Origin of the sequence: Pseudomonas sp. NPDC085632, from assembly GCF_044541255.1 — a bacterium.
Taxonomy (GTDB): domain Bacteria; phylum Pseudomonadota; class Gammaproteobacteria; order Pseudomonadales; family Pseudomonadaceae; genus Aquipseudomonas.
This window is the reverse complement of the sequence record NZ_JBITSX010000002.1, coordinates 294,635-313,489: the sequence shown is the minus strand read 5'-3', so window position 1 is coordinate 313,489 and position 18,855 is coordinate 294,635. Positions and strand designations below refer to the sequence as shown.

General features: G+C 61.6%; 13 protein-coding genes. 7 read left to right on the top strand and 6 right to left on the bottom strand.

The features are described 5' to 3' along the window. Positions 1–3: 3 nt before the first annotated feature. From ACIF4X_RS03295 to ACIF4X_RS03270, 6 genes are all read right to left on the bottom strand, one after another. Complete coding sequence (locus tag ACIF4X_RS03295; protein WP_397480901.1) at positions 4–816, bottom strand: hypothetical protein; 813 nt, start codon at positions 814–816, stop codon at positions 4–6. 12 nt (positions 817–828) lie between these two features. Beyond that, a complete protein-coding gene (locus ACIF4X_RS03290; protein WP_397480933.1) occupies positions 829–1,590 on the bottom strand; it encodes a hypothetical protein in 762 nt (253 codons plus the stop codon). Between the two features lie 17 nt (positions 1,591–1,607). Then, positions 1,608–2,462, bottom strand: coding sequence for a DUF4123 domain-containing protein (locus tag ACIF4X_RS03285; RefSeq protein WP_397480900.1), 855 nt, complete (start codon positions 2,460–2,462; stop codon positions 1,608–1,610). Continuing rightward, the gene (locus tag ACIF4X_RS03280; protein WP_397480899.1) at positions 2,459–4,528 is read right to left on the bottom strand and encodes a type VI secretion system tip protein VgrG; all 2,070 of its coding nucleotides are present in this window, start codon (positions 4,526–4,528) and stop codon (positions 2,459–2,461) included. Before ACIF4X_RS03280 ends, ACIF4X_RS03285 begins: the two co-directional genes overlap by 4 nt. 214 nt (positions 4,529–4,742) lie before the next feature. Continuing rightward, positions 4,743–5,054 carry a DUF6916 family protein gene (locus ACIF4X_RS03275; RefSeq protein ID WP_397480898.1) on the bottom strand — a complete coding sequence of 104 codons (312 nt, stop codon included), beginning with the start codon at positions 5,052–5,054 and terminating at the stop codon, positions 4,743–4,745. Positions 5,055–5,108: 54 nt separating this feature from the next. Further along, positions 5,109–5,696, bottom strand: a complete 588-nt coding sequence (locus ACIF4X_RS03270) for a phage tail protein (protein ID WP_038367359.1) — start codon at positions 5,694–5,696, stop codon at positions 5,109–5,111. A 238-nt stretch (positions 5,697–5,934) separates the two neighbouring features. On the opposite strand from ACIF4X_RS03270, the gene ACIF4X_RS03265 reads away from it, so the two are divergent. The 7 genes from ACIF4X_RS03265 (at position 5,935) to ACIF4X_RS03235 (ending at position 18,853) form a co-directional block, all read left to right on the top strand. Continuing rightward, the gene (locus tag ACIF4X_RS03265) at positions 5,935–7,506 is read left to right on the top strand and encodes a glycosyltransferase family 39 protein (RefSeq protein WP_397480897.1); all 1,572 of its coding nucleotides are present in this window, start codon (positions 5,935–5,937) and stop codon (positions 7,504–7,506) included. Between the two features lie 161 nt (positions 7,507–7,667). Continuing rightward, entirely contained in the window at positions 7,668–8,513 is an 846-nt protein-coding gene (locus ACIF4X_RS03260) for a sulfotransferase family protein (protein ID WP_397480932.1), read from the top strand. A gap of 56 nt (positions 8,514–8,569) precedes the next feature. Continuing rightward, a complete protein-coding gene (locus ACIF4X_RS03255; RefSeq protein ID WP_397480896.1) occupies positions 8,570–14,986 on the top strand; it encodes an Ig-like domain-containing protein in 6,417 nt (2,138 codons plus the stop codon). A 46-nt stretch (positions 14,987–15,032) separates the two neighbouring features. Then, the gene (locus ACIF4X_RS03250; RefSeq protein ID WP_397480895.1) at positions 15,033–16,550 is read left to right on the top strand and encodes a TolC family protein; all 1,518 of its coding nucleotides are present in this window, start codon (positions 15,033–15,035) and stop codon (positions 16,548–16,550) included. Continuing rightward, positions 16,534–17,139 (top strand): adenylyl-sulfate kinase, encoded by a 606-nt coding sequence (cysC, locus tag ACIF4X_RS03245; RefSeq protein ID WP_397480894.1) that lies wholly within the window; start codon positions 16,534–16,536, stop codon positions 17,137–17,139. The genes ACIF4X_RS03250 and cysC overlap by 17 nt, the downstream gene beginning before the upstream one ends. Next, entirely contained in the window at positions 17,136–17,921 is a 786-nt protein-coding gene (locus ACIF4X_RS03240) for an aspartyl/asparaginyl beta-hydroxylase domain-containing protein (RefSeq protein ID WP_397480931.1), read from the top strand. Before cysC ends, ACIF4X_RS03240 begins: the two co-directional genes overlap by 4 nt. Next, positions 17,909–18,853, top strand: a complete 945-nt coding sequence (locus tag ACIF4X_RS03235; protein WP_397480893.1) for a sulfotransferase family protein — start codon at positions 17,909–17,911, stop codon at positions 18,851–18,853. Before ACIF4X_RS03240 ends, ACIF4X_RS03235 begins: the two co-directional genes overlap by 13 nt. The last annotated feature ends 2 nt before the right edge of the window (positions 18,854–18,855 follow it).

Genomic DNA, 18,855 nt, shown 5'->3' with positions numbered 1-18,855 from the left:
TCCTTATTCCGTGCAACCGGGATAAATGGTGCAAGTACGCCCATCCACCATTTTGAACGTGCTGAAATCGGTGTAATTACCGTTGCAGTACGCGTTTTCCTCTTCGTAGCCTTTGCCCAGGCAACGCTTCCAGCCATTCGGCACCTTGACCCAGGTGTCTACCCAACCGGGTTCTTCCTCCTTATCCAATCTGATTCTCATTCGTACGGTTTTGCCCGGCAGTTGATCGAGGGTATAAGCGCCGAAGGCTTTGCCCAGTCCTCGTGTTTCCTGCGGGTCAGATGCTTTGCAATCAAGGAGTTTTCGGAGAATGCGGGGCTTGCCCATAGTGCGAAACCACCACTGGCACTGACCGTAAAAGGTGTGTTCACCAGCCGCGTTGAAGGTATTTCGGAAGGGCTCATCCAGTTCACTCAGGTCATTGCGAACGAAGACCATGGCTTCGTCGCCACTGATGTCGCTCCAGTCCTTGCCGTAGGCCGACTTGATTTGCAGCGCAATCCGCTTGATCACCAACGGGCACCCCTTGCGAGTTCGGCGAATGGTGATTTCCGCATCTGGCTTGTATTCGGTGCGCCATTGGCTGTTGAACACCGGCGCGATGTTTTCGCGGCGGTCGACGGTGCAGGTTTCGCCCTTTTCCGGGCCGTAATACACCACTGCGACGTAGGCGAAGTCCGGCGGCAGATCGGCGGTGAAGGTGAAGGTGTTTGGCGGGTGTTTGGAGCAACTGGTCAGGATTGCGAGACCGCAACCTGATGCCAACATGCGCAGTGTTCGGGAAGGTTTGCTTGGTTCTTTTTTCGATGACGTCATGTCGAGAATTCCTTATTCCGTGCATCCGGGATAAATGGTGCAAGTACGCCCATCGACCATTTTGAATGTGCTGAAGTCCTTATGATTTCCGTAACAAAAGGCATATTGATCTTCAAAGTTGTCACCCATGCAGCGCTTCCAGCCATTCGGCACCTTGACCCAGGTGTCGCCTATGGACGGTTCTTCTTCCTTATCCAACCTGATTCTCATGCGCACGGTTTTTCCCGGCAGTTGATCGAGCGTGTAGGCGCCGAAGGCTTTACCCGTCCTTCGTGTTTCCTGCGGGTCGGATTCTTTGCAGTCGAGGAGTTTCACGATGCGGCGGTTTGGCCCCATAGTGCGAAACCACCACTGGCACTGACCGTAAAAGGTGTGTTCGCCGTCCGCGTTGAAGGTGTTCCGGAACGGCTCATCCAGCTCGCTCAGGTCATTGCGAACGAAGACCATGGCCTCGTCGCCGCTGATGTCGCTCCAGTCCTTGCCGTATGCCGACTTGATTTGCAGCGCAATCCGCTTGATCACCAACGGGCACCCCTTGCGGGTTCGGCGAATGGTGATTTCCGCATCTGGCTTGTATTCGGTGCGCCATTGGCTGTTGAACACCGGCGCGATGTTTTCGCGGCGGTCGACGGTGCAGGTTTCGCCTTTTTCCGGGCCGTAATACACCACTGCGACGTAGGCGAAGTCCGGCGGCAGATCGGCGGTGAAGGTGAAGGTTTTGGGCGGATGATTGGCGCAACCCGCCGCCATTCCCAGGCCCCCAAGCAACAACATGCCGCGCAATAGCCAACTCATAGCGGCTCCTCGCCCTGCCAGAAGGCCGACAGTCGAAATACCCGCTCAAAGTGCTCATCCGGGGTTTCCTCTGCCTTCGTCTGCCAATGGGCCGCGAGGCTGTAGTCGGTGGCTTGCAGGCTCTGGGTCAGCAAGAATTGCAGTTGCGCCGGTTGCTCCCAACCCCAGATTTCGGCCTGCATCACTTGCTCGCGCAGCCAGGCGTCCGGCGCCTGCCTGGCGGCGAGTTGTACGTAGGCCGCGAGGTGTTCCGCCAACAGGTAGCGATGGGCGTTGGCCAGACGAATGTCTCGGCTGTGCTCGGCGGACACTGGCAGTTGCAGCCACATCGCATTTTGCGGTAGCGGGTGAGTACCCGGCGTCGGGTTGTCGAGGCTGTGCCAGTGCGCGCCTTGCCAGTAACACACGCTGACGGCCGGGCCGAGATAGCCCGGCACGGCCTCGGTGGGCAAGTGCGCCAGTGCGCGGGCGAGCACGCGGTTATCGTGAAAACGGTACAGCGCCTGATGCGGAGGAACGCCGACAAGCAAGCGCTCGCGCCAATGTTTGACCAGCGTCGACAGCCCACCGGGGGCGATGCTGGCGAGCCAGCCCCAATGACTTTGCGGTCGCGTGAGCAAAGCATCGAGGAGGCGCTCATCCGGCGGTTCGACAGTGAAGATGAAGGGCCCGGCATCGGCCAGATCGGCCACCGCGGTTTCTCCATAAACGCTCAGGTATTGGTCATACCTCAAGCGCGTGATCAGCGCTTGGCGCAACTCACGCTCATCCTCTGAGTCGAGCACCAGACACACCGCGTGGCCAAGACGTCGTTGCCCGGCCAGCCACTGCTGCACGGTTGAAGGGCTCATGCGGCGGCGCCTTGTGTCGGGCAAAGTCCTGCGCGGCATGCCTCGCAGAGCGGGCAGAATTCGGCATCCAGGCGTTTGCTTTGCGCCAGCAGACGGCGTTGGCTGATCGCCAACACCAATGGCAGTTGCTCGGGGGTCAACAGCTCGTCGTTGCCCCCGGGCATGGCCGAGGCGAGGGCGGGCGCTGGCACCGGCGCGCCGCCGATCTGGATCGCGCTGCTGCTGAAAATGCCACCGTGGCCGATCACCAGGTGCTGGCCGCCTGAACTCAGGCTGATGCCGGCAGCGGCTTCAATAATCACGTGGACACCGGCCTTGATATGGATGCTCTGGCCGGCGTCGACCGCGATGACCTGATCGACGCGCTGCTGACGGTTGCCGGCAATGTGCAAATAGTCATTGGCACTGAGCCGGGTCTTGCGGTCGCCAGTGACGGTGCGCTGGTCTTCGGCCTCGAACACGCTGACGCTGTTGCCCTTGATGGTTTCGTGGCGGTGGTTGCCGACGTGCAGATGGCTGTCGCGTTCCACCCGCTGCTGCATATCTCGCTGGGCGCGCAGATAAATCAGTTCACGGCCGCTGCGATCTTCGACATGCAGCTCGTTGAAGCCGCCGCTGTCGGGCGAACTGCGCGAGCGGAACACGCTGCGGGTCTTGTGCTCGGGCAGTGCGTACGGCACCGGGTTGGCGCTGTTGGCGAGGCAACCGATGATCACCGGCTGATCGGGATCGCCTTCGAGAAAATCCACCAGCACTTCCATGCCGACGCGCGGCAGGATGACACTGCCGTGTGCGTTGCCGGCCCAGTTCGACGCCAACCGCAACCAGCAACTGCTGTTGTCGTCATGGCCACCTTCTCGGTCCCAATAAAACTGCACCTTGACCCGGCCGAAGGCATCGCAATGGATTTCTTCGCTGGCGGGACCAGTGACCACGGCGGTCTGGCAGCCCATCATCCGCGGTTTTTTAAAGTGCAGTGGCGGCCGGTAAATCACTGCCCATGGCGTGGCAACAAAACGGTTTCGATAGCCCTGCACGAAGTCATCCGTACTGCTGATTGATTCACTGCCAAGGGTTTCTTCCAGCACTTGTGGCTGGCGCCCTTCGTGAGTGACTTTGGTCAGTAGCCAGAGGTCATTCCATTCCACGCAGCTGTGTTCGGACAGCGTCAGGAAATGCCCGCACACCAGATTCGCCTGATCGCTGCGACCCTTGGCTTGCAGGTAGTCGGCGCGGTGTTGCTCCAGCGCTCGATGGGTCAGCAGTTTGCCGCGCTCGGCGTCGCTGAAACGCCCCGGGTAACGGTAGTCTTCGAGGTCCGGTTGCGGGTGTGCGCTGGCGGGTTTGTGCGTGGATTCCAGCACGATGCGGGTCTTGCGAAAGTCGTTGTCGCGGCGCGCGGTGCGGCTGGTGCGGGTTTTCAGTCGCACCTTGAAACGCTTGATCACCGGGCCCTCGGCGTGCAGGCCGCGCTCCTGTTTGTACGGGGTGGGCCGCTCGAGGATGGGGAACACCGTCTGGTCGTCGCCAAACACCAACAGGTGATTTTCGCGGCTGTGGCGGAAGTGGTAATGGATACCTTCCTCCTGGCACAGACGCTGGACGAAATGCAGATCCGACTCGGCGGTCTGCACGCAGTATTCTCGCTTGGGGTATTTGGCGCCGAGGTGAAACTGATAGACGTCGGCCTGAATGCCATGCTCCTTGAGGATGCGCGCGATGATCTGCGGCACCGTCAGTTGTTGAAAGATGCGTTGATTGAAGCGATGAGCCAGCTGCGCCAGACGCGGCACCAACGTCAGGCTGTAATGGGTCAGACGTTTGCCGGCATCGCCGCGAGCAATGCAGTCGATGACCCCATGCATGCCGTGGCCCGCGGTATCGAAAGCCAGATAGGCCGGCTGGTGCAGAAGGTTTTCGAGGCGCAGGTCGGCCCTTTCGCTGACCAGTTCAACATCGATGGCGTAGGGCTGGCTGATCGATTCGCTGCCGCTGAACGAGGCGACCTGCAGATCGTGTTTAAAGTTGTGGAGCGTGAGACTGAAACGAGCGCTAGCGTCGAACATCCATTGTTCCTTGTCCTGTGACGGGGCACAGGCTCCTCGACGTCGATGCAACGCTGGCGATAGACCGTCCATGGTCGAATCGCAGCAAAACGTTCTGGAGCCGGGTTCAGTGCCACGCTAACAAGGTCATCATGGAATTGATGTCAGACGCTTCCCAAAATGCAGTTACAAAAAATCAACAGGTTGTACAAGGTCGTGTGCTGGAAGGGCGCCGTCAGTTAAAGGTGATGTGGAAGTAAGCCAGCTCCGGCGGCCGCCCCATCGGCGGTACCCGCGACACGAAGATGCCGTCCACTCGCCCCAGTTCAGGCAACTCCAGGGCACATAACCCGTCGACAAATTCAGTCGCTTCCAGACTGCTCAATTCGACGCTGAACGGCATGCGCTCGCTGTAACGCATTTGCGCCAGAGGTTTCTCCGCGAGTTCGTCGATGTGGATTTGTAACTCAGTGCCATCGGGCAAATGCAGGGTGCCGATCCGCCCCAGCAATGCCTGAAAATGTTGGCTTTGAACCGTTTGCAGCATGTTCTCGCTCCGCCAAGGTTGGATACCGGGGGAGGTGGCTCCCCCGGCGGTCAGTCAGTTACGCGATGGGAAGATGCCGTTCAGCGCGATGCTGAAGTTGAGCACCAGATACGGGTTCATGATCGGCAGCGGCAAGCCGTTGCCGGTTGGCGAGATCGTGCCGCTGATGGTGGTGGCCGCGCCCTTGAGCGGAACGGGCGAAGCGCCTTGGGCATCGGAAAAGATATTCGCCAGACCCGGCCCGGTGCCCGACGCACCGATGTAAGCGTTGGTCGCCGTCGGCGCGCCCGCCGGATTGCTGGCCGGGTTGGCCAGTTGCACGGTGGTGGTGGCGGTAAGGCCGGCGAGGGTGTGGGTATGGTTCGGCAGGTTGTTGAGGGTGGCAGTGACTTGTTCGGCGCCGGAGATTTCTCCCATGACTCTCGGCGTCAGGCCGCCGCCGTTGCCCTGGCAGATCGGCATGCGGCTTTGCAGGTTGGGGAGCCCGAAGTTGACGGTGCCGTTGCCGCCGTAGGTGGTGCCCAGTAATGCAAACAGCGCCTGGTTCTGGTTGATTCCGATGATCTGACCGTTGCACAAGGCCCAGCCGCTGGGCGCGTAGTTGAAGGCAAACGTCAGAACAGTGCCCATGTAAACGTCCATAAAGTCCTTATCCTTCTGATTGGTTGTCGGCGGGCCGCTAGTGGGATCAGGCTGATGCTATTGCCTTGGCACTCCGTGGCCAGGTCACGCCACGCCAGAGCGTAGACGCGGATTGGCAAGGTTGCCGGATGTCGTGAAGTCGCAAATCGGCATCGACGGTGCTCCTGCGCCTGACCTAGAGTGACTGGCAGGCTCGGGCTCATACAGGCGTGGTGTCGTGGCACGGCAAGAGGCAGCAATGGCGGTCAACAGAGTGACACCGGTGGGCGACACACAGGATCCGCACGCGACGCCGGGTCCGTGGTTTGCCCGCTTGCGCCTGATCCGCTGGGCCAGAGAACACTGGCTGCTGCCGATTCTGTTGTTGGCCGCTGCCGTACGCTTTTACGATCTGACCGCCGCAGCGATCTGGGGCGATGAAGGTTCCAGCCTGCTGCTGGCGGGTTTTTCGTTGGCCGATATCTGGCACCACGCGGCGTTCGATGTGCACCCGCCGCTGTACTTCATGCTGTTGCATGGCTGGATCGAGTTGTTTGGCGATGGCATTTTTGCCATTCGCTGTCTCAGCGCTCTGGCCGGGATTGCGGCGGTCGGCATGGGCGTCTGGCTGGTGGATCGCCTGGCCACGCGCCGCGCGGCGATCCTCGCCGGTCTGCTGCTGGCACTGTTGCCGACGGCGGTGCGCTATAGCCAGGAAGTGCGCATGTATTCGCTGCTAGGCCTGCTGTTGATCGCCGCGACGCTGGCACTGGCCTACTGGATCCGCCGGCCGCAGCGTCATCGCTATCTGGTGGTTTATGCGCTGCTGATGACGGCGGCGCTCTACACCCATTACTTCGCCGTGCTGGCGGCGCTGTGTCACTGGGTTTATCTGGTGCTGATCCGGTTTCAGCGTGGCTATCGCTTGCGGCATATCCAGCACCCGGGCTGGTGGCTGGCGAATCTGGCCATTGCTGCGTTGTACCTGCCGTGGCTGCCGAACCTGCTCGATCTCACCCAGCACATGGAACAACTCAAGGTCGGTGGCGATGTCGGCTGGGAAGACCCGGTGACGCTGACGTCGTTGCCGTCGATGGTCTGGTCCTGGTTGATCCAGGATGACGGCGAACACCTGCCGTTAGTGGTGTTCGGCGCGTTGCCGCTGGCGTTGCTGCTACTGGCGGCGGTGGCGGTCATTCGTGATCGCAGCGTGTCGCGCGGCAGTGTCCTGCTGGCGTTGTACACCGGCTTACCGCTGTTGCTGGTGTTTGCGGTGTCGTTCATCACACCGGTATTCATCGAGCGCTATCTGACCGCTTATGCCTTGGGTTTGCCGCTGCTGGCGGCACTGGCCATCGACCGCTTGTACAGCCGCGTGCGAGTTCTCGCGTTGGTGGTGCTGGTGTCGTTGCTCGGGGTGGAAATGGTTGGCCTGAACAACAACGCCGCGGTCGACAGCAGTGATCAGTTCGATCGCGTGGTGAATTACGTCAATCAGCATTTCCAGCCCGGTGATCGCATCATCACCAGCGACATGCTCTGGTACTTGAGTTACGTCTACTACGATCGCACCGGCGCACAGGTGCGGCTGTACACGCCGCCCGCTGCGGACGGCCGTTCGACGCGACCGAATCAATATGGTTTCGGGACGCTGGTCAGCGACGATGTCTACCTCGACAGCCTTGCAGAGGTTTCCGGCAATGCCCCCATTTGGCTGGTCGGCACCCAGGATGACCCGGCAGAGTTTGCACCCTTGCCCGCCACTTGGCAGATCAGCGCGCAGGTTCATGCGGGCGGTGCGCAAGCGCGCTTGCTCACCCGAAACCCATAGCCGACTAGCAGCTGTGGAGACTAAAACGGTTCACCTTCAAATTCGCGATTAAAAAATAACTGGTTAGTTCTTTTTGCTCTTGATTGATATCAAAACACTACTAGTCGCAGGGTGGTTGTTGGACTACGCTTTGTCGGACAAATGGACTTTTTTTGATCAGGGTGAAGGGATTGCAGCAGTTCCACTTTATCTCCGGCTTGCCGCGCTCAGGCTCCACCCTGCTTTCTGCCATTCTTTTGCAGAACCCGCGCTTTCATGCCGGCATGACCAGCCCGGTCGGATCGCTGTTTTCCAGCGTCCTCGAGCAATGCAGTGCCGGCAGCGAGTACGGTGCGGTGATCGACACCGACATGCGCCGTCGCCTGCTGCGCGGTCTGTTCGAATCCTTCTATGCCGACAAGGCCGACAAACCGGTGGTGTTCGACACCAATCGGCAGTGGAGCTCGCGTCTGCCGGCGCTCAACGATCTGTTTCCCCAGGCCAAAGTCATCGCCTGCGTGCGCAACGTCGCCTGGGTGATGGACAGTCTCGAACGGCTGTACCGCGCCAATCCCTTTGAAAACACCAAACTGTTTGGCGATGCCGTGGAGCGCAACACGGTGTACAGCCGTTGCGAAACCCTGGCTCAGCGCAATCGCCTGGTGGGTTTTGCCTGGGCGGCGCTCAAGGAAGCCTATTACGGCGAACACGCTGACTCACTGCTGATCATCGATTACGACTTGTTGACCCAGGCGCCGGAGCGCGTGCTGCGGCTAGTCTATGAATTCATCAGTGAACCCTGGTTCGAGCACGATTTCGAACATCTGGCCTATGACGCGCCGGAGTTCGACCAGGGCCTTGGCCTGGCCGGCCTGCACAAGGTCAAACCCAAGGTTGCCTTGCAGTCACGGCGCACCATTTTGCCGCCCGACCTGTTCAAGCAATACGCTGATTTGTCCTTTTGGCTCGATGGCTCAGCCAGCGCCGCCAATGTCATTCGTATGAAATCCGACGCCGCGATCAGTTGATCGCGGCGTTTTTCATTGATGCCTTACGTACCTTCGTTCGAGTTCGGGTGAGCAACATGTGGTGGAGCATTTTTGGCGGTGCAAAGGTCAAGTCTCGGGTAACCGCAGGTCAGCGTTCGCTGGCCGCGCCGATGATCATGTCGCTGGAGCCGCGCATGCTGTTCGACGGTGCGGTGGCGGCCACCGTGGCCGATACCGCTGCGCAAGCGGACAGCCATGCACCCACCGCAGCCGAGGCGGCCAAGGCGCCGGCGGCTGACCATCCCGTGGCGAGCAAGGACACCCACGGCCAGGCCGATGCCACGCCGGCGGCCAGCCCGGTCGCGGTGCCCGGCCAGAGTGTGGTGTTCGTCGACTCGCGGGTGAAGGATGCCGACAGTTTGCTGCAAGGCATTGCTCCCGGCACGCAAGTGGTGAAACTCGACGCCAGCAAGGACGGTTTGCAGCAGATCGCCGACTTCCTCGATCAACATCACGGCGTCAGTTCGGTGCAGATCATTGCCCACGGCAATGCCGGCGATTTGTGGCTGGGCAACAGTTATCTGTCGGCGGACAACGTCGCTCAACGCAGCGCGGTCCTCGCCGAAATCGGCAAGGACATGAACGCTGGCGGCGACATCCTGATTTACGGTTGCTACACCGCCGAAGGTGATCGTGGCTTGAGTTTTGTCGACTCGCTGGCGCAACTGACCGGGCGTGATGTGGCCGCTTCGAACAATCGCACCGGCGTCGGCGGCGACTGGGATCTGGAGATCGCCACCGGCACCATCGAAAGCGCCAACGTGCTGTCGAGCAAAGCCATGAGCGAATACCAGTGGGGCCTCGCCACCTGGACCGCGACCAACAACCTCAATTCCGGCGTCGGCTCGCTGCGCGCGGCGCTGGCTTCAGCGCAGAACGGCGACATTGTCACGTTCAGTTCGGGCATGACCGTTCAGCTCACTTCGGAGCTACTGATCAACAAGAACATCACCGTCGATGGCGATCTGAACAACGACGGCGTGGCCGACGTAACCCTCGATGGCCAATACAAAACCCGCGTGGTGGAAGTCACCTCCGGCAGCACCGTGACCCTCGACGGCCTGGTGATCACCAAAGGTTTGGTGGCCGGCAATGGTGGTAATGGCGGCTCAGCGGCGGCGGGGGCCATGGGCGGCGGGATTTTCAACGCCGGGATTCTGACCCTGAACAACGTGACGGTCACTGCCAACGCCGCCTCTGGCGGTGGTGGTGGCGGTGGCGTGACCGGCGGTTATGTCGGCGGTGGCGGTGGTGGCGGCGGCGGTATCGGTGGCCAGACCGGTGGCCATGGCGGTTCTTCCGGCCCGGCCACCGGCACCTATGCCGGCGGCTCGGGCGGGGCCAATGCCGGCGGCTATGGCGGCGGTTACAGCCCGACCGACATGGGTGGCCGTGGCGGCACCAGCACCGGTGGCGTGGGCGGCAACGGTGGCAGCGCCGGTGCCGGTTACAGTCATGGTGGCAATGGTGGTTCGGCCAGCAACGGCACGCTGTCCATTGGTGGCGGCGGCGGTGGTTCCGGCTGGGACAAGGTCGGTGGCGTCGGTGCCAACGCGGCCGGCGGTATCTACAACGCTTCGAGCGGCACCCTGAAAGTCATCGGCACCTCGGTCATCAGCAACAACATTGCTGCCGGTGGCGGCGGCGGTGGTGGCGGTGGGGTCGGCAGCAACGGCGCCGATGGTGGTGCCGGCGGTCGCGGCGTCGGGGCGATCTGGAACAACGGCGGTGTGGTGCTGATCACCGCGAGCAACTTCGCCGCGATCAGCGGCAACGGCGCCGCGAGCGGTGCCGGTGGTCTTTCCAACGGTGGTTCGACCGGCACGACGCCGAGCGCACTGGTGGGGATCTACAACAACGGCGGTACGCTCAACACCGCTTACGTGGAACCCCCCACCGCCACCGTCGTGGTCGCCGATACCGCGCTGAGAATCGGCGAAACCTCGCTGGTGACCATCACTTTCAGTCGTGCGGTCAGCGGTTTCACCAACGCCGACCTGACCATTGCCAACGGCACGCTGACCAGTGTTTCCAGCGCCGATGGCGGAATTACCTGGACGGCGACCTTCACGCCGACCAACAACATCACCGACACCACCAACCTCATCACCCTCGACAACACCGGGGTGACGGCCGTGTCCGACAGCGTGGCAGGTGTCGGCACCACCAACTCGAACAACTACGCAATCGATACTCAACGTCCGACTGCGACGATCGTGATGGGCGACACCGCGCTGAAAATCGGCGATACCTCACTGGTGACCATTACCTTCAGCGAAGCGGTGTCCGGTTTCACCAACGCCGACCTGACGATTGCCAACGGTACGCTGACCAATGTCTCCAGTGCCGACGGCGGCATCACCTGGACGGCGACCTTCACGCCGACCAGCAGCATCACCGATGCCACCAACCTGATTACCCTGGACAACACCGGCGTGGCGGATCTGGCCGGCAACGCCGGCAGCGGCACCACCGATTCGGCCAATTATGTGGTCGACACCGTGCGACCGACAGCGACCATTGTCGTTGCCGACACCAATCTGGCGGCAGGCGAAACCTCTGTGGTGACCATCACCTTCAGCGAAGCGGTGAGCGGCTTCACCGCCGCCGACCTGACGGTGGCCAACGGCACCTTGACCGGACTGAGCAGCAGCGACGGCGGCATCACCTGGACCGCCACGCTGACGCCAACCACGAGCGTCACCGACACCACCAACCTGATCACTCTGGACAATACCGGGGTCAATGACCTGTCCGGCAACGCCGGCACTGGCAGCACCAACTCCAACAACTACGCGATCGACACCGCACGGCCGACCGCGACCATCGTGGTTGCCGATACCGCGCTGAAAATCGGTGAAACGTCGTTGGTGACCATCACCTTCAGTGAGGCTGTCAGCGGTTTCACCAATGCCGATCTGAGCATTGCCAACGGCACGTTGAGCGCGGTCAGCAGCGCGGATGGCGGCATCACCTGGACGGCGACTTTCACACCGGCCAGCAGCATCACCGACGCCACCAACCTGATCACCCTCAATAACAGCGGGGTGGCGGATCAGGCGGGCAACACCGGCGTCGGCACCACCGACTCCAACAATTACGCGGTCGACACCGTACGGCCGACCGCCACCGTGGTGTTCACGCAAAGCACCTTGAAAATCGGCGACACCTCGCTGGTGACCATCACCTTCAGTGAAGCGGTCAGCGGTTTCACCAACGCCGACCTGACCATCGCCAACGGCACCCTGACGGCGGTCAGCAGCGCGGACGGCGGCATCACCTGGACGGCAACGTTCACACCGAGCGCGAATATCACCGACGCCACCAACCTGGTGACGCTGGACAACACTGGCGTTGCCGACCTGGCTGGCAACGCTGGCAGTGGCACCACCGACTCGAACAACTACAGCATCGACACCCAGCGGCCGACCGCGACCATCGTGATCGCCGATCCGAGCCTGAGCGCCGGTGAAACCTCGCTGGTAACCATTACCTTCAGCGAAGCGGTCAGCGGTTTTACCAACGCCGACCTGACCGTGCCCAACGGCACGCTCACGGCGGTCAGTAGTGCGGATGGCGGCATCACCTGGACGGCGACGTTCACACCGACCGGCGGGATCAACGACACCAGCAACATCATCACCCTGGCCAACACCGGGATCGCTGACCTGGCCGGCAACGCCGGCACGGGCACGACCAACTCCGGCAACTTCACCATCAACACCGTGGCACCCACTGCGACCATCGTCGTCGCGGACAACAGCCTGACCATCGGCGAAACTTCGCTGGTGACCATCACCTTCAGCGAAGCCGTCACCGGTTTCAACAACGCCGACCTGACGATTGCCAACGGCACGCTGACGGCGGTGAGCAGCAGCGACGGCGGGATCACCTGGACGGCAACTTTCACCCCGACCAGCAACATCACCGACGCTTCCAACCTGATCACCCTCGACAACAGTGGAGTGCAGAACGCCGGCGGCAACGCGGGCAATGGCACCACCAACTCCAACAATTACGCCATCGACACCCAGCGCCCGACCGCCACCGTGGTGCTCGCCGATTCAGCGCTGGGCGTCGGCCAGACCACCACCGTGACCATCACGTTCAGCGAGGCCGTGAGCGGTTTGACCCTCGCCGATCTGACCGTGGCCAACGGCACGCTCTCCGGATTGAGCACGTCGGACAACATCACCTACACGGCGACGTTTACGCCGTCGGCGGGCATCACCGACACCAGCAATATCATCAGCCTGGACAACACCGGCATCACTGACGTGGCGGGCAACACCGGCAGCGGCACCACCGACTCGGCCAACTACGTCATCGACAGCCAGCGTCCGACCGCTACCATCGTCATCAGTGACACCGATCTGCGCCCGGGTGAAACCGCGCTCGTCACCATCACCTTCAGTGAGGCGGTCAGCGGTTTCGATAACTCTGACCTGAGCGTTGCCAATGGCACGCTGAGCAACGTCTCGTCGAGCGACGGCGGCATCACCTGGACGGCCACCTTCACGCCGACCATCGGCGTCAGTGATGCCACCAACCTGATCGTGCTGAACAACGCTGGCATCAGCGATCTGGCGGGCAATGCCGGCATCGGCATCACCAACTCGGCCAACTACGCGGTGCAGACCGAAGTGCCGACCGCGACCATCGTCGTCGCGGATACCGCGCTCAAGGCCGGCGAAACCTCGACGGTGACCATCACCTTCAGCGAGGCCGTCAGCGGTTTCAGCAATGCGGACCTGACCATCGCCAATGGCACCTTGAGCAACGTCGCCTCCAGTGACGGCGGCATTACCTGGACGGCGACGTTCACGCCGACCGCCAACATCACCGACACCAGCAACCTGATCACCCTCGACAACAGTGGCGTAACCAACGCCTCCGGCAACAGTGGCGTCGGCACCACCGATTCGAACAATTTCGCCATCGACACGGCGCTGCCGACTGCAACCATCGTGTTCGCTGACAATCGCCTGGGCATTGGTGAAACCACCACGGTCACCATCACTTTCAGTGAAGCGGTCAGCGGTTTTGACCTGTCGGACATCAGCGTCGCCAACGGCACACTGGCGAATCTGACCAGCAGCGACGGCGGCATCACCTGGACCGCCACGCTGACGCCAACCGCCAACGTCAACGATGCGACCAACCTGATCATCGTCGACACGGCCGGGGTGCAGGATCTGGCCGGCAACCTGGGCGCCAGCATCGCCATTTCCAACAATTACGCGCTGGATGCGACCCGGCCAACGGTGGACATCGTGGTCGCCAATCCGCACTTGGGTATCGGCCAGACCACCACAGTGACCTTCACCTTCAGCGAGGCGGTGAGCAATTTCGACCTGTCCGATCTGAGCGTGACCAACGGTGATCTGAGCAACCTCAGTAGTAGCGATGGCGGCAAGACCTGGACCGCGACGTTCTCGCCGACGGCCAATGTCAGTGATCCGAGTAACTTTATTGCGCTCGACACCAGCAATGTCACCGATCTGGCCGGCAACGTCGGCAGCACAGTGGCGGTGTCGAACAATTACGCGCTCGACAGCGAGCGGCCAAGTGCCACGGTTGTCATTGCCAACCCGAACATCGGCATCGGCCAGACCTCACAGGTGACCATTACCTTCAACGAGGCGGTCAGCGGTTTCGATCTGTCAGACATTGCGGTGGCGAACGGCACCTTGTCCAATCTGAACAGCAGCGACGGCGGCAAGACCTGGACCGCCACCCTGACGCCGAACACCAACGTCAACAGTGCGAGCAACGCGATCAGTGTCAATAGTGCCGGGGTCAGTGATGCCTCCGGCAACAGCGGCAGCGGTGTCAGCAGTTCCAACAACTACGCGATCAATACGGTGCCGGTGGTCGTTCCACCCACCGTGCCGACCACGCCGACCAGCGTCGTGATCCCGGACCCGTTGATTCGCAGCAGCGACCCGGTGGTGCCGGCACCGCCACCAAACGTGCCGCTGCAACCGTTCATCTTTACTCCGCCAACCGGCGAACTCGGTTCACCACTGACCTTTGCGCCGCTGTTTGAACAACGGGTGATCGGCAACGGCATACGTCCGCTTGGCGATATTTTCATCAATCACGGCGCCCTCAGCCGCAGCTACATCGCGCAAGTGTTCAGCAGCAGCGACAGCGGCGGTGATGGATCCGGCCACGGCTTCCTCGGATTTGGCGGGGGTGACGGCGGCGTGTTTGGCAGCAGCACACTGGCGAGCCTGTTCAATCAGGACAGTGCCGCCGAGCGCGATTCGCTGAACGCGTTTGGCAGTCACTCACTCAAGGCTGGCGACGTTTCTCAAGGCCTGCGCGGCGTGTTTGGCGCACCGACGCTGGGCCAGCAATTGCAACAACTCAAAGACAACGAACAGCACCGGGTCGACAACCTGGCGGCAGCACTGCAACAGGTCGGCATCAGCGAAATATCGGCCTGAAAAAACCATAACTCAACACTGTGCGGGACCTAGGGGCGATCCAGGGATGAAGAGAAGTCAGAAGTTGTTCGGCGCCAGCCTGCTGGCGCTGGCGATCAGCGGATGTGCAGTGACCAGTGAACCGATTGAGCGCAGCGTCAGTGAACAGCGCGCCAAGACCGACCTGCAAAGCATGTACAAGGATCAGGAACCGCTGCGCGGTCCGTTGACCCTGCACCAGGCCATGGCCCGCGCCGTGAAGTACAACCTCGAAGGCCGCTTGAAGATCATGGAGGAAGCGCTGGCCAAGCGGCAGCTCGACCTCGCCAGTTTCGACATGCTGCCGCGCATGGCACTGGACGCCGGTTATGTCGGCCGCAACAACGTCAACGCCTCCAGCAGCCAGAGCGTGCGCACCGGCACCCAGTCTCTGGAACCGTCGACCTCGCAGGACCGCGACCGCGACGTCGCCGACCTGACCATGGTCTGGAACGTCCTCGACTTCGGCGTCAGTTATATCAGCGCCAAGCAGCAGGGCGATCAGCGTCTGATCGTTCAGGAACGGCGCCGCAAGGTGATCAACACCATCGTTCAGGATGTACGCTCGGCCTATTGGCGGGCGATGGCCGCCGAACGTCTGCTCAAGCAGATCGACAGCCTGATGGCGCGGGTCGACACCGCCCGGCGTGATAGCGAAAGCATGAGCAGCCAGCGTATCGGCGACCCGGTGCAAGCGCTCGGTTATCAACGTTCGCTGATCGAAGCCACGCGCCAGCTGGAAGAACAGCGGCGCGCCCTGTCGTTGGCGAAAACCGAACTGGCGACGCTGATCAACCTGCCGTTGGGCACTAACCTGACCCTGGCCACCGATGACGGTTATCAGGTGCCTGAACTCAAGGTCGATCTGGCCAAGCTTGAGCAGGAAGCACTGACCAGTCGCCCGGAACTGCGTGAGCAGGATTACCAGACGCGCATCAGCGCCGCCGAAACCCGCAAAGCCATGTTGCGCTTGCTGCCCGGTCTGGAGTTTTCCGCTGGCGGGCATTACGACAGCAACTCGTTCCTCGTCGAACAGGGCTGGGCCGACTATGGCGTCAAAGTCACCTGGAACCTGTTCAACGTGATTTCCGCACCGGCCGCCATCAACGTCGCCAAGGCCGGAGAAGAAGTCGCCAGTGCACGGCGTCAGGCGATGTCGATCGCCGTGCTGGCCCAACTCTATGTGGCCAACGCCAACTATCAGGAAGCCAAGCGCCAGTTCAAGACCAACCAACAGCTGTCGGACATCGATGGGCAAATCGTCGGTCAATTGCGCAACCGCCATCAGGCGGCCGGGATTGGTGAACTGGAACTGATTCAAGGCGAGCTGAACAACCTGCAAGCAGACCTGCGCCGCGATCTGTCGTACGCCGATTTGCGCAATGCCTACGGCCAGATCTTCGCCAGTGCCGGCCTCGATCCGCTGCCGGATCAGGTGCAGTCGACCGAAGTGCAGTCGATCGCCACCGCGCTGGCCAATCGCGAGTCGGCGTGGGCGGCGGGGGATATCTCCGTGCCTGTGGTGGCGCATGCCCCAGCACAGTGATGTGCTGGCGCCGCGCGCCAGTGTCAGCCGCACGCAACGAGAGGCCCGCAATGGTCATCGGGGTGCGGCGATCCTGCTGACCGGTTTGCCGGCGGCAGGCAAATCGACATTGGCGCAAGCGCTGCAGGCCACCCTGTTCGGGTGTGGCCGGCAAAGTGTGGTGCTCGATGGCGACAGTTTGCGGACCGGGCTCAACCGGGATTTGGGCTTCAGCGATGCCGATCGCCAGGAAAACATTCGCCGCGCCAGCGAACTCGCGGCGATCCTGGTGGACAACGGGCAGATCGTGATTCTGGCGATGATTGCGCCGCTGGCCGAGCTGCGTGATGTGTTCGCACAACGCTTGGGTGACGACTATCGCGAGGTCTGGTGCAGCGCGTCACTGGCGGTGTGCGAGCAGCGTGATCCGAAAGGGCATTACGCCCGCGCCCGACGCGGCGACCTGCTCGGGTTTACCGGCATTTCCGCGCCCTATGAGCCACCGGCGCAGCCGTCGTTGGTGCTCGACACCGGCGCGCATTCGGTCGACACCTGCCTCGATCGTCTGTTGACCTGGCTCGGCGAATGCTCGGTGTTGCCCAAGACATGAGCTGCCCGGCGTATTCGCGATTGCCAGTAACCGTGGATTTGCCCTTGCTGTTGCAGGCGCTGGCAGCGATTGCCGACGACGCCTGGCGCAGCCATTTCAATGCCGGTTATTTTTCCGGCGACTGGAGCGGGGTGGCGCTCATTTCGGCGGTCGATGCGCTGACCGAACTGTCCCCCGGACGCGGTGAACCGGTGCAGCGTGGTCCCTGGCTGCGTGATGAGCGCTGGCAACAAGGGCTGCAACCTCTCTCACTGGACATCGTCAGTGCGCGATTGCTGCGCCTGGGACCGGGTGGACGAATTCACGAGCATCGCGATTACGATCTTGATGGCCCGCAAGCCGATCGGCGTTTGCACATTCCGTTGCTCAGTCCGCCGAATGTCGATTTCTGCCTCGACGGGCAGCGCATGCCCATGCAGGCAGGCGAATGCTGGTTCCTTGATCTGGCTCGCCCGCACCGTGTGGATAACCGCGATACCTCGTCGCGGGTTCATCTGGTCCTCGATTGCCGGCCCGGTGCCTGGCTTGAGCAGATGATCGCCGAAGGTTTGCCGAGCACACCTGCGCCGGGTTTGGCCGATACCGATTTGCAACGCTTTCAGGCACTGGTCGCGGAAGATACTGCGCTGTCGCGAGCCTTGCAGACATTGCACGATCCGCAAGCGTTCATCAGCCGGACGCTGGCACTTGCCGCTGAACGTGGCCTGGTGATTTCCCGCGAGGAATTGCGCGCGGCGATGCGCAACGGGCGGCGACAGTGGAATGAACAATGGAGCGCTTGAGCTTCGACGGCTGGTTGCCGATTCGTACCTGGGCGGGCGACAGACAGTGGCAGGTGGATTGGTGCTGGTTCGGTGACAAGCCGTTGCATCAGCCGTTTTTCCGCGAAGCGGTGGATGATGCGTTGCGGCTGCCGTTCAATCAGGCCTTTCGACGGCAGACACCGTTGTCGGCACTGAGCGATTGGCAGGCGCAAAGCCCCGGTCTCGCGCCAAGCGCATTCATTCTGCATGCCTCGCGCTGTGGTTCGACATTGATCAGCCAGATGCTCGCGCAACTCGATGACCACATCGTGGTGTCTGAGCCGCCGCCACTGGATGCCTTGTTGCGCAGCGATTTACCGGACGCCGAACGTCAGGCCGCGATTGCCGGTTTGCTTTCGGCGTATGGCCAGCGCCGGCGCGGTGTGGAAAAGCATCTGGTGATCAAACTCGATGCCTGGAACATCGGCGAATGGCCGCTGCTGCAAGCCTGTTTTGCCGATACGCCGTGGTTGTTTCTCTATCGCGACCCGTTGGAGATTGCGGTTTCCCACCTGCGCCGACCGGGCATGCACATGGTGCCGGGCATGCTCGGTGATTGCGTATTGGAGGATGGGTTGCAGTTCGAGGGCCGTGAAGATTTTATCGCGCGGCGTTTGGGGCGGTTGTTGGAGGCGGGGTTGCTACATTGTCGGGATTCGGCCGGTTTGGCGGTGAATTACAGCGAATTGCCCGATGCGATGGCTGGGCGCTTGGCGCGGTTCTTTCGATTGAATGATGTGCAGCGTCAGCAGGTGTTTGCCGCTGCCGCGCAGCATGCGAAACAGCCTTCGCAAGTGTTTGTTGCCGATGGTGAAGACAAACGCCGCGAGGCTTCGGTGCTGTTGCAGGCGCGTGTGCAGACGTGTGCGCGAGCGCCCTATGAAGCTTTGGAAAAATTGCGTGGAGCCTGAAA